Annotated in this window: 9 protein-coding genes and 1 pseudogene; 4 read left to right on the forward strand and 6 right to left on the reverse strand. The window is 66.2% G+C overall.

Features of this window, described 5'->3' with window-relative positions; all coding sequences use genetic code 11:
* Positions 1 to 126: 126 nt before the first annotated feature.
* Together KQ303_RS10045 and KQ303_RS10050 are read left to right on the forward strand one after the other, a co-directional pair.
* Positions 127 to 1323: a hypothetical protein gene (locus tag KQ303_RS10045; RefSeq protein ID WP_259730159.1), complete on the forward strand. Its 1197-nt coding sequence runs from the start codon at positions 127 to 129 to the stop codon at positions 1321 to 1323.
* Positions 1324 to 1753: 430 nt separating this feature from the next.
* Positions 1754 to 2584, forward strand: coding sequence for an HpsJ family protein (locus KQ303_RS10050; protein ID WP_259730160.1), 831 nt, complete (start codon positions 1754 to 1756; stop codon positions 2582 to 2584).
* A gap of 51 nt (positions 2585 to 2635) precedes the next feature.
* Here the strand turns inward: KQ303_RS10050 and coaE are convergent, their stop codons facing one another.
* Entirely contained in the window at positions 2636 to 3304 is a 669-nt protein-coding gene (coaE, locus tag KQ303_RS10055) for a dephospho-CoA kinase (RefSeq protein WP_259730161.1), read from the reverse strand.
* Positions 3305 to 3929: 625 nt separating this feature from the next.
* On the opposite strand from coaE, the gene argJ reads away from it, so the two are divergent.
* Both argJ and KQ303_RS10065 read left to right on the forward strand, forming a co-directional pair.
* Entirely contained in the window at positions 3930 to 5168 is a 1239-nt protein-coding gene (argJ, locus tag KQ303_RS10060; RefSeq protein ID WP_259730162.1) for a bifunctional glutamate N-acetyltransferase/amino-acid acetyltransferase ArgJ, read from the forward strand.
* A 78-nt stretch (positions 5169 to 5246) separates the two neighbouring features.
* Positions 5247 to 8078: a cyclic nucleotide-binding domain-containing protein gene (locus tag KQ303_RS10065; RefSeq protein WP_259730163.1), complete on the forward strand. Its 2832-nt coding sequence runs from the start codon at positions 5247 to 5249 to the stop codon at positions 8076 to 8078.
* A gap of 37 nt (positions 8079 to 8115) precedes the next feature.
* Here KQ303_RS10065 and gltS read toward each other — a convergent pair whose 3' ends face one another.
* The 5 genes and pseudogenes from gltS to KQ303_RS10090 form a co-directional block, all read right to left on the reverse strand.
* Positions 8116 to 9306 (reverse strand): sodium/glutamate symporter, encoded by a 1191-nt coding sequence (gene gltS, locus KQ303_RS10070; RefSeq protein ID WP_259730164.1) that lies wholly within the window; start codon positions 9304 to 9306, stop codon positions 8116 to 8118.
* Between the two features lie 45 nt (positions 9307 to 9351).
* Positions 9352 to 9810 (reverse strand): hypothetical protein, encoded by a 459-nt coding sequence (locus KQ303_RS10075; protein WP_259730165.1) that lies wholly within the window; start codon positions 9808 to 9810, stop codon positions 9352 to 9354.
* 249 nt (positions 9811 to 10059) lie between these two features.
* Positions 10060 to 11064, reverse strand: coding sequence for an AI-2E family transporter (locus KQ303_RS10080; RefSeq protein WP_259730166.1), 1005 nt, complete (start codon positions 11062 to 11064; stop codon positions 10060 to 10062).
* On the reverse strand, positions 11061 to 12047 hold the full coding sequence (gene glsA / locus KQ303_RS10085) for a glutaminase A (protein ID WP_259730167.1): 987 nt from the start codon (positions 12045 to 12047) through the stop codon (positions 11061 to 11063). Before glsA ends, KQ303_RS10080 begins: the two co-directional genes overlap by 4 nt.
* 39 nt (positions 12048 to 12086) lie before the next feature.
* Positions 12087 to 12551 (reverse strand): annotated as a pseudogene (locus KQ303_RS10090) (20S proteasome subunit A/B); the annotation flags it as partial.

Raw genomic sequence — 12551 nt, forward strand, 5'->3', positions numbered from 1 at the left:
TGAAAAATCCATGAGAGCGGGTCTCTCGGTTCACGCCTGAAGGCCAGCCGTCGACTCCACGGCGTTTCCGCCCTCAGGGGTGCAGCACCCTCCGGCCCTTTCACGAAAAGCATCATCTGATTAGCCATGCCTGCAGCTTTCGACACTCGCGCCAGCCACGACCAGCGTTTCAGCGCCTGGCTCACCAACCCCGACACATTGACAACTGCTCGCCCATCGGGCAACAGCATCACCGCAGGGATCCCCTGGGTTCACGTCGATTTTGACGGCCACGTAACGGGGCCGACTGAAGTCACAACTTCGTCCCGGTATGCAACGACAAACAGCGGTTACACGCTGGATCAGCGCCGCCAAGTGCTTGAGGCTCTCGACAGCGCCTATGCCCCGTTCAACGTCAGGTTCACGACGGACCCCAATCCATTCCCCGGCGCCGGGCCCTATGCCGGGAGGTTGCTGGTCGGGGCAACCATGACCAGGAATGGCCTTGGCCTCTCTGGCGTGCCTGGAATTGCCCTGTCGAACTCATTCAGAAGCACAACCAGCAACCCTATCGCCGCCGTTCAGTGGAACACAAACCCACGGAACGCGGCAATCTCGTCGCTCACCGTCAGCACCGTAGGCTTTTTCGCCGCTCACGAAATCGGCCACACGCTTGACTTGCGGCACAAAGGGCTTCTGGCCTCCAGCACGCAAGCGGCTGAGGAGTATTACGACGGCCATGCCACGGCAGCCGGCAACCGCTGGTTTCCGCTCATGGGGAAAGCCCCGGTCGGCGTGAATGTGTTTCCGCAGTGGAGCAAAGGCGACTATTTCAGGAACGGCCGCGGCGCCTCCAACACCGTTGACGAAGTGGCTGCCCTGACCGCTCGCCTTGGCGCCAGGCCTGACGATTTCGCCGACTCGATCACCAGCACCCTGCCAACTCGCAGCGTGGGTGACGGTCGGTTTGTGTCTGGCACCATCGGCACCAGAACTGATGTGGACATTTTCAGGATCCAATGGAACGGCGGGCCGCTCAGTCTTCGGGTTGATCCCGCTGGTGCTGTCGCTTCTTCCCCTCAATCGCAGATTGCCTACGGCGCGACCGACGACGTAAGCGGCCTCAACTTACAGATGGACATTCTCAGGAGCGACGGCACCGTGGCGTTCACGTCATCGCCAACCAACAGCAAAGGCGCGGCTTTTACTGATCTAAACCTATCGGCTGGCACGTATTTTGTCCGCGTGGATGGTGTGGGGGAGGGCAGCTTTGCCGGCCCCAACAGCACGGGCTTCGATGACTACGGATCTCTCGGCGGTTACATGCTGAGCGGACTGATGTAATGAACGCCCGCCTCTAGTCGCAGAGCCAGTTGCGTCGGCTGTTCCTTCAGGCGTGCTGAGCGCTGGTGGCTGATGGAGTCGCCGCTCAGGTGCCGTGGCGTGCCACCTCCGGTAGGAGGGCCTCCCCCGCCACGACGCTGAGTCACAGCTCGCCTCCCCTCTGGCTGGCTCGCCATGGTCCGGCCTGAGGCAACGCATGATGAAAGGGTTTGTAAAGTCTGAGAAAATCATGTATGTTTCCTGGCGATTGGCCCACTCTTGCGGTCATTGCCCAACTGCAGCCCTCCTCGGGCGGCCCATGTCCTGAAAGATCCATGAAAGTGGGTCTCTCGGTTCACGCCTGAAGGCCAGCCGTCGACTCCACGGCGTTTCCGCCCTCTGGGGAGCAGCACCCGCCGGCCCTTTCACGAATCACCGCAGCGAACCCCACGTGACCACCGCTCGCCCCGGCCTCCCCGGCCTCCCCACCCCGTTTCCCAGCCCAACGGGGCAGCCGGTTGCAGTCAGCGCCGTTCTGGATGGCGCCGCGTCGTGTCTATTCGTGGTGTTCGCGATCAGCGCCCTCACGCTGTTCCTGCCGCTCGATCCCACCAATCCCACCTGGCAGTTGCGAGTGGTCGGCGGTGTGATCCAGGCCGCTCCCCTGGCTCTGGTGGGCTTTCTGCTGCTGCATGGGGCGGCCCATCTCGATCCGGAGCGCTCCCGCTACACGTTGCGATTAGCCACGGCGCGGCAGCGGGCCCTGGCGGCGGCGTTGGGTTTCGTCCTGCTGGTCCCCCTGCAGGCCACCGCTCTCTGGACACTGTTCACCGCAGATGCTGATCAGCTCGCCCAGCGCAGGGCCAGCACCGAAGCCACGTTCGTGGCCCTGCGCAGCGCTGTCGGTGAGGCCACCACGCCCCAGGAGCTGCAGCGGGAGATGCGGGTGCTGCGAGGCCCGGCCATCAACGATCAGCAGCTCGATCAGCCGATCGCGGCCCTACGCACCCAGACCATGCGCAACCTTGACCGCACCCAGGCGGTGATGGACCAGAAATTGCGTGGCCCCGATCAGAAGGGGATCATCGAGCTGGTACAGAACGGCATTCGGATTGGCGTGTCCGGGCTGGCCTTTGCCTTTGCCTTCGCGCTAGGCGCGCTCCAGTGCCGTCCTGCGAGCGCACGGCGGTGCCGAAGCGTCATGGGGGTGTTTTCCCGCCCGCGTTCGCGTGACCTCGTGCCGTCTCGCGTGCCGGCCTCCTCCGTCACCACCCGGCGTTAAGCGCTTCCAGCCTGCTGCGGCTCCAGCCAGTTTTCACAGGCGAGCAAGGGCTTAGCGCCTTTCGCCCGTCGCCTCCAGCCCGAGCGCCCGCCCCAGCTGGCTCGCCAGACTTTCGGCCCCTTGGCGGTTGTCGATCAGCACATCGGCAAGCGAGCGCTTGCGCTCCAGCGGCCACTGGGCCGCGATCCTGGCGTCGGCGTCGGCAGCCGTGGTGCCATCGCGCGCCAGCAGACGTGCCCGTTGTTCGGCTGGTTCACAGTCCACCAACCAGATTTCCGAGCAAAGCGACTCCAGGCCGGCCTCGAAGAGGAGAGGGATCATCAGCACCACCGCCGGTTCCTGGGCAAGGCCCGCCAGCTCCTTGGTAAAGCGCTGGCGCACCAGCGGGTGCACCAATCCTTCCAGCCAACGGCGCTCCACTGGATCGCTGAACACCAGCCGACCGAGAGCCCGCCGATCGAGCGTCTCAGCGGGATCCGCTGCGGCACCTTCAGCACCTTCGGCACTGCCGTCTTCGCCAAGCCGCGGCACCAGCACCTGGGTGCCGAAGCGTGCCACCACGGCTTGGCTGCCGGCGGTTCCGGGAGCGAGCGCCTCCCTGGCGAAGAGGTCAGCATCAAGCACCGGCACTGCGAAGCGGGCCTGCAGCAACTGGGCCACGGTGCTCTTGCCCGTGGCGATGCCGCCGGTGAGGCCGATGCGGCGCTGGTGTGTGGCCATCAGGCTGGCCTCAAGTCGCAGGGTGACGTTGGAGCGTTGGTCTCCCGCCGGCCCTCAACGGCTCGCTTCGGGGAACTCGAGCAGTCAGCTGACGCTGCATGTGCTTGAAGAGTTGAACGGTGAACCCACCGGCATCCAGTTGGGGGATAGCCATCTTTCCAGCGAGGCTGTAAACCGGCCAGCCCATCCTTACGCATTCGTGCCATCAAATTAATTGACTGTTTCGATCGTGAAGTGTGCAGTGATGAGCTCAGTGTTGAACTGCTCGATCGGACAATCCTTGATCGACGGCATTTTCTCTCCGGAAAGCACCCGGCACATCGCGCTTGAGTGCAGTTCAACGGAAGCACGCTAAGTTCAGCCACAATCAGATGTCAAAAGCGTTCGTTTTCGTTCAATCGCCACCTGAATATAATCTCAGATCACCCGCTTTCTGCGTCGAAACAAAATAATATGGCCGCGGACCATGCTAGCACCAAAAACCAATCAAGTTCATGCCAGTTCATGCCGGCCAGAGTGTGGCTGCATGCTTTTCATCATGTGCTCAAGTGGTTTGGCCAGGCCACACGCCCTCGGCTGGCTGCCTCCCGCCCCCGAAGATGGCAACAGCTCCACCCGGCGTCCCATGACCCGCATCCCCGCCCCCTGGCAGCCCGTGCCCGGCGGTCTCACCGCCCCCAGCGGTTTCCTGGCGGCGGGCAGCACGGCCGGGCTGAAGGCCTCCGGCAAGCCTGATCTCTCCCTGTTGCTGGCACCGGCAGGGGCGGTGTGCGCCGGCAGCTTCACCACCAACCGGGTGCGCGCTGCCTGCGTGGATCTCTGTGAGCAGCGGCTGGCGGCCAGCGGCGGCCGGGCCCGCGCCGTGCTCACCAATTCAGGCCAGGCCAACGCCTGCACCGGCGCGCGCGGCCTGGCCGACAGCCTCATCGCCACCGCCGCCCTCGCCGCCCGGCTGGAGCTGGCGCCGGAGCAGGTGCTGATCTGCTCCACCGGGGTGATCGGCGTGCCAATCCCGATGGACCCATTGATCGCGGGCCTCGATTCCCTGGTGGCGGCCCTCAGCCCCGAGGGCGGCGCTGCCGCCGCCACAGCGATCCTCACCACCGATCTGGTCGACAAGCAGATCGCCCTGGAGGCCAACCTGGGCGGGCGGCGCGTGCGCCTCGGCGGTATGGCCAAAGGCTCTGGGATGATCCACCCCGCCATGGCCACCATGCTGGGCTATCTCAGCTGCGATGCCGGCGTGCCGGCCGAGCTGTGGCGGGGCATGGTGCAGCGGGCGGTCGACCGCTCCTTCAACGCGATCACGGTGGACGGCGACACCAGCACCAACGACACGTACCTGGCCTTTGCCGCCGGTGAACCCCTGAGCCCCGAGCACTACGAGGCGCTGGAGGCCGGCCTCACGGCGGTGTCGCAGCACCTGGCCCGGGCGATCGCCCGCGACGGCGAAGGCGCCAGCTGCCTGATCGAGGTGCAGGTGAAAGGGGCCGCCAGCGAGGCCGGCGCCCGCGCCATCGCCCGCACCATCTGCGGCTCCTCGCTGGTGAAGTGCGCCATCCACGGCCGTGATCCGAACTGGGGCCGCATCGTGGCGGCGGCGGGCCGCGCCGACGTGCCCTTCGATCCCGAGGCCGTGGCGCTCTGGCTGGGGGAGCACCAGCTGATGGCCGCCGGCCAGCCCCTGCCCTTCGATCGCCCGGCCGCCTCCCGCTACATGGCCGATCGCGCCGCCGGCGCCTATCTCGAAGACGACACCGTGACCATCCGCCTGGTGGTGGGCGACGGCCCCGGCCACGGCCTGGCCTGGGGCTGCGACCTCTCGGATCAATACGTGCGCATCAACGCCGACTACACCACCTGAATCCCGCTGGTACCAGCGGCTTGCGTGGGTCTTTGCTCGCGTTGGATCGCTAGGGTCAGCGCACCGATTTCTGGCCCGATGGCGATTCAGCTGCGTGAATCCCGGATGCATGTCATCCGCTGGATTCTCACCACCGGCTGGCTGTTGATCATCGCCTCGCTGTTCTACGACCCCTGGAGCTCCGCGCTCACCGAGCCGGACCACCCCTGGAGCCCCTTGCGCCTGAGTGAGGCCTGCGTGCCGGTGCAGGACCGTTGCCTCGGCGAGCAGCCTTATCCGCTCGGCACCACCCTCTTCTGGGGGGCGGTGGTGCCGTCGGCGATCTTCATCCTGCTGGTGTTCGGCCATGAGCTGTGGCGGCGCATCTGCCCGCTCTCCTTCCTCTCCCAGATCCCCCGCGCCCTGGGCCTGCAACGCCAGATCGCCAAGCTCAATCCCCGCACCGGTGAGCGACGCCCCCAGCTGGCCAAGGTGCCCGCCGATTCCTGGCTGGCCCGCCACTACTCCAGCGTGCAGTTCGGCTGGCTGTTCGCGGGCCTCTGCGGCCGCATCCTTTTCTTCAATGCGGATCGCCTGGTGCTGGCCGCCTGGCTGCTGGGCACGATCGCAGTGGCGATGGTGGTGGGTTGGCTGTACGGCGGCAAGGCCTGGTGCCAGTACTTCTGCCCGATGGCGCCGGTGCAGAGCGTGTTCTCCGCCCCCTCCGGGCTGCTGGGCAGCAAGGCCCACCTGAGCGAGCAGCCGATCACCCAGTCGATGTGCCGCACCACGCTGCCCGATGGCAGCGAGCAGAGCGCCTGCGTGGCCTGCCAGCAGCCCTGCATCGACATCGACGCCGAGCGCATGTACTGGGCGCGGATCACCACGCCGGCCTTCGCCTTCGAGCGTTATGGCTACGTGGGGCTGGTGCTGGGCTACTTCCTCTACTACTACCTGTACACCGGCAGCTGGGGCTACTACTTCTCCGGGATCTGGGTCCGCCAGAGCGACCAGCTCGCCACCCTGCTCAGCCCCGGGCTGTTCCTGTTCGGCCAGGCCATCCCCATCCCCCGCCTGGTGGCGGTGCCCCTGGTGCTGGGGCTGTTCACCTGGCTGGGGGTGGTGGTGGGGCGCTGGATCGAAGCCGGTGCGCGCTCCCGCGAACGACGCCTTGCCGCCCGCACCGGTGCCATGCCGCTGCCGCCGGAGCAGCTCCGCCACCGCATCTTTGTGGTGGCCACCTTCCTGGTGTTCAACTTCTTCTTCCTGTTCGCGGGTCGGCCGCTGCTGCGGCTGCTGCCGCCCTGGGTGCAATACCTCTTCGACGGCGCCCTGGTGGCCGTCAGCACGCTTTGGGTGTACAAGGCCTGGCGCCGCAACCCCGAGATCTACAGCCGCGAGAACCTGGCCAGCCGCTTCCGCAAGCAACTGGAGCGCCTCCAGCTCGATGTGGGCCGCTTCCTCGATGGCCGCACCCTCGGCGACCTCAACGCCCACGAGGTGTATGTGCTGGCCAAGGTGCTGCCGGGCTTCAGCAGCGAGAAACGCCACGAGGCCTACAAGGGCGTGGTGCGTGAGGCGCTTGAGGAGGGCTACGTGAGTGTGGCCACCAGCCTGGAGGTGCTGCAGCAGATGCGCCGCGAGCTCGGCATCTCCGATGAGGAGCACGAGCAGCTGCTCGAAGAGCTGGGGGTGGAGGATCCCACCCTGCTCGATCCCGCCAACCGCCGCAGCCTGGAGGATCAGGTGCGGCTCAGTGGCTACCGCAAGTCGCTCGATCGACTGATGCGGCTGCAGAGCCGTGCGCAGGAGCAGGGTGACACCAAGGCGATCCGCTCGCTGCGTCGCCGCTACGGCATCACCGCCGCGGAGGAGGAGGAGATTCTGGGCGGGCTGTCGCCGCAGGCCAGCGCCGTCCAGAAGGCTGAGGTGCTGCTGCAGCGCCTGCCGGAACTGATCGAGGCCTTCCGCGCCCTGCAGCAGCCGTCGCTGCCGGAGGCGCCGGTGGTGCGCGCCCTGCTCAGCGGGCACATCCGCCACCGGGAACAGCTGAGCCTGCGGGCGATCCTGTGGGCCCTGGCCACCCTGCAGCAGGATCCTGTCGTGCCCGCCCTGGTGGCGGATCTGCAGAGACTGTCGCCGTTGGTGCTGCTGGAGCTGCTGGAGCAGGAGCCGTGGCAGGAGCGCCTGCCGGCGGAGGTGCTGGCGGCACTCACCCAGCCGGGCACAGGCGCCAGCTGCTCGCTGGTGGTTCCCCTGCCGGTCACCCTGCACCACCTCGACACCCTGCTGCAGGACCGCAACCCGCTGATCCAGGCGTCCGCCCTGTTCCTGATCGCCCGGCTGGACGGCCAGAAGGGCCAGGCCCAGGCAGCGGCGCTGCGCGGTGGCGCGTCCGCCCCGCTGCTGGCCAGCACGGCCGAGCGCCTGCTGGCCCAGGGCGATACGCCGCCCAGCCTCGAGGCCTGCCCTGAGCTCGAAAAGCGGGTGGTGCTGGCCACCTGCGAGGCGTTCCGCGGCCTCCACCTCGACACCATCAACGCCCTGGCGGAGGTCTCTGAGCTGCGCCTTTACAGCGCCGGCGCCCTGATCACCGAAACCGGCGACACCTGCCGCGAACTGCTGTTGCTGATCGAAGGCGAAGCCCTGGTGCACTACCGCGATGGCGACCCCAGCGCTGATGGCCCAGGCACCCGGCAGGAGCGCTTCCGGCCGGGCCAGATGCTCGATGAGCTCGAGGTGCTCACCCACAGCGCCACGGAGAACACGATCACGGCGGCGCAGGAGGGCACGCGCCTGCTGGCGGTGCCGGTGGATGGCTTCGATGCTCTGCTCGATCGCGATCAGGACTTCGCCAAGCGCGTGCTCGAACTCGAAACGCGTCAGCTGCAACGCTTCATGGGCACCCTCCCTGCTGCGGTGGCCGGCTGAGCGCCGTCATCCCCCTGCGAGCACTGTGCCCGCTGGATCAGCCGAACACATTCAGGAAGCGCTGGATGATCACCGCATTGCTGATGTCCACGAAGAAGCCCGATACCAGCGGCACCACGATGAACGCCCGCCGTGCCGCCCCATACTTCTGCGCCACCGCCGACATGTTCGCCATCGCCGTGGGTGTGGCACCAAGTGAAATGCCGCCGAAACCGGCGCAGATCACGGCCGCTTCGTAATCGCGGCCCATCACACGGAACACCACGAACAGCGCGAACAGGAACGACACCACGAACTGGGCGGTGAGGATAGCGATGATCGGGCCCGCCAGCGAGGCGATGGTCCACAGCTGCAGGCTCATCAGCGACATTGTCAGGAAGATGCCCAGGGCGATGTCGGACACGATGGCCAGGGATCGCGCCGGCGCCAGCTCGCGCACCTTCACCAACCGCGGCACGGTGTTGGTGAGAAAGATCGCTGCGAACAGGCAGCACACGAACAGGGGCAGATTGCTGCCCACGGCCTGCAATCCCTCGAAGAGCAGTTCACCCAGGCCCAGGCTCATGTTGAGCCAGAAGAGGGTCCGCAGCAGCGTGAAGTAGGTGACCCGTTCGAGCGCGTTGCTCTCGGCGGCGGCGTCTTCCACCACGCAGGGTGGGGGCTGGAGCTTGTTGCGCTGGATCAGCAGCCGGGCGATCGGCCCGCCCATCAGCGAGGCGAGCACCAGGCCGAAGGTGGCGCAGGCCACGCCGATTTCCAACGCATTGCTGATGCCGTGCGTTTCCGCGAAGCGGGGAGCCCAGGCGATGGCGGTGCCGTGGCCGCCCAGCAGCGACACCGAACCGCCCAGCACCCCCACCAGGGGATTCAGGCCCAGCACTGTGGCTACGCCGATGCCGGTGAGGTTCTGCAGCAGCATGAACACCACCGTGGTGGCGATCAGGATCAGCAGGGGTCGTCCGCCGGAGAGCAGGGTGCGGATGTCAGCGTTGAGGCCGATCGCCGCAAAGAAATAGAGCAGCAGAAAATCACGGGTGAGCAGGTTGAAACCGATCTCCACCCCGGAAATCGCATGAACCACCGCCAGCAGCACACACACCAGCAGGCCACTGGTCACAGGCTCGGGAATGTTGAACTCCCTCAGAAAGGCCACCTTGCGGTTCAACCAGCGGCCGACCGCCAGCACCACGATGGCGATGTTGAACGTGGCGAAGCTCTCGAATTGCATGGCGGGTGGGGATCAGGGCAGGCGTGGCTCAGACCGGCTGTCGCCTCAGTCGCATCCCTGCACGGAGATCCGGTAACTGAAACCCACGGCCGCGGGCCTGGTGCTGGAGCCCACCCGGAAGTTCATCAGGTTGGTGCGCTTGCCCGGCACCGCCTGAAACGGGCCGAACATCCGGCCGGTACCCGGTTCAAAGGTGGGGGTTTCATTCACCACCTGCAGGCTGGTGCCATCGGTGAAGCGCATGAAGGCAGCCACTGGGAAGGTGGCCCGCTCGGTCGAGGCCGACGTGAAGAAGAACTGATAGCTGCGGAAGGGCCGGTCCACGATGAAATCGGTGTTCCAGTTGGTGCGGCCCAGCAGCCGGTCGGGGCCGATCCGCTTGGCCACCACCGGCTCGCCGCTGCCGCCGAGCGGCATCAGAAAGCGGCAGCTGGCCTCGGCGCTGGTGGTGCTGGCAGCGGCCACCATCAAGGCGGTGAGCAGGATCGGTGGGATCAGGCGCATCGAAACCATGGGAGAGCTCGCATCCAGGCAGCAGCATGGCAGTCTGCTGGAGATGCTCAGCTCCCCGCACCTGAAGCGAGGAACCCGTGAAGCGAGGGGAACCAGGAGCGAGGGCCACCTGCACAGGGGACGCCTAGATCGTGAGGCTCGTGACAGAGCCTGCGGCAAGGATCTTCAGCGAAGAGGCTCAGTGCAGACGTTCAGCGCGGAGCCTCCGTGCAGAGGCTCCACCCCCGCTCGTCTCCGCCCCTACTCATCGCTTGCGGGTGTGAGAGCGATGGCCTCCTGCTGCAGGCGTTCCGTATGGAGCCAGAGGGCAATCATGCCCGCGATCGGGATGGCCAGAAACACCCCCAGCAGACCAGCAACCCGCTGACCGATGAAGAGCGAGAGAAAGAGCAGCACCGGATTGAGCTCCATCGCCCTGCCCATCACCCTGGGGCGCACGATGTTGTCCTGAATCTGGCCGAGCAGCAGCGAAGCGATCAAGGCCCGCAGGCCGATCTCTCCTCCCTGGGAGGCAAAGACCATCACCGAGACCAGCACGATGCCGAGGGTGGCACCGATGCCGGGGATCACATCCAGAACCCCCACGATCACCGCCAGGATCAGGCTGTACTTCACACCCAGCAGGGGAAAAACCACAGCCGTCGAGACGGTCAGAAACACCATCAGCAGCAGCTGACCACGAATGAACCCCAGCACGCTCTGCAGAAAGGTGTGGGCAAAACGATCCCGGTGGGCTTCCGGAATCAGCCGCAGAAACCCTTTCCAGAGCTTCTCCCCATCGATCAACATGTAGAGGCTGATCACCGCACCGAAAATCCCGGTGAACACACCGGAGAACACGGTCTGCAGCAACCCCAGCCCCGTCAGCAATCCCTCCTGCAGCAGGGAGGTGATTCTGTCGAATCCATAGGCTTCGAGGTAGCCGTGCAGAGGCGTGAGATCCTGCTGCTTCATCCTGCTCTGCAGATCCAGCACCAGGCCCTGCCCCTGGTTCAGCACCTGCAGGCCAATCCCGGTGACGAAACCGATCAGGAGGAGCAGGGCGCTGAGGGAAACGATGGCAATCGCCCATCCCCGTGGCAGATAGCGGCTCAGCCAGGTCAGTGGGATGTTGAGCAGCGCCGCCACGATGGCGGCAGCGGTGAACACCGCAATCGTGCCTGAGAAGTAGTCGAAGATCAGCACCGTGACGCCAACGCAGGCCACCAGCAGGAGATACCGCACGAGATTCGTGGTGCTGATCATTGGTGGCTCTCTGCCCTGGAGGCGAACAGGTTCAGGCCCAGGGCTTCCGAGAGAAAACGGGCCGTGAGCTGGCCGCGCACGCTGTTGCCCGCCTCATCGAGCGGTGGCGCGTAGGTGGCCAGGCCCCCCTTGCCCGGTGCCACCGTGATCATGCCGCCGGCCACGCCGCTCTTGCCGGGCAGGCCGGTGGCGTAGAGCCAGTCGCCAGAGGTTTCGTACAGCCCGGCGGTGACCATCACCGCCAGCACGTGCTGGCAATGGATGGCATCGATCACCTGCTCCCCCGTGATCGGCTGGCGCCCGCCGTTGGCCAGCGTGGCCGCCATCACGGCCAGGTCGGCACTGGTGACCCGCAGCGAGCATTGACGGGTGTAAAGATCGGTGGCCTCTTCCGGATCCCACCAGAGGCGCTGCTGAGCGCTCAGCAGGCTGGCGATGCCGGTATTGCGGCGGTTGGTAGCCAGCTCGGAGCTGTACACCTCTTCATCCACCTCCAGTGGCCGGCCGGCGAAGCGGGAGAAGCCGGCCTCGATGAAGGCCCACTTCTCCTCGGGCGTGGTGCCTGGCGCCAGGCTGGTGGCGGCGATGGCGCCGGCATTCACCATCGGATTGGAGAGCCCTTCGCTGCTCCGCTCCACCGCCAGCACCGAATTGAAGGGCAGGCCGGTGCTGTTCACCCCCAGTTTTTCGCGGGCTTCGTCTTCACCGATCGCCTGGCAGATGAGCGCGAACTGAAACGGCTTCGAGATGCTCTGGATGCTGAAGGAGGCGTGGGAATCGCCCGCTTCGATCAGCTGCCCGCCGCAACCGGCCACGCAGATGCCGAACTGCTCGGCATTGGCGGCGGCCAGGGCGGGGATGTAATCGGCCACCTTGCCCTCTCGCACCGGCGCAAAGCGCTGATGCGCCTCCAGCACCAGTGCCTCCACCACCTCGGCGGAGGGCAGGTGGCCGGTGGAGATCCACTCGGAAACGGTGTGCATGGGTGAACGGCTGGTGGTGGGGCGGTGGCGACTGGCGCGTCAGGCCGCGTCCTGGTTCTGCTCCCAGACGAAGCTGGGCAGCCGGTGCAGGGCTTCCCGCTGGGCGCTGCTCCAGGTGTCGATCATGGCGGCCAGTTCCGGCGCCTCCGCCTCGAAGGTGACGCGATGGGCCACCGTGTGCTTGTTGCGGGGCACGATCGCCAGCTCAAACGGCGGGCCAACGGTGAGGTTGGAGCGGTGGGTGAGTACTTCCGAGATCAGGCAGAGCCGGGCGGCATCCTCCAGCGACAGATTGGTGGAGCCCACATTGTCGAGCGGCGGCTTGCCGTACTTCGATTCACCGATCTGGAGATACGGGGTCTGTGGCGTGGCCATCACCGCATTCCCCTGGGGATACACCATGTACAGACCGTGGGGTTCGGTGCCGATCTGCCCGCCCAGGATGAAGGTGGCCTCGGCGCTGGTGCCCGCCTGCTGCAGAGCGTGGCGGTGCTTCTCCTGCAC

Source organism: Synechococcus sp. CS-1333 (assembly GCF_025128015.1).
In the GTDB taxonomy this organism is placed as follows: domain Bacteria; phylum Cyanobacteriota; class Cyanobacteriia; order PCC-6307; family Cyanobiaceae; genus MW101C3.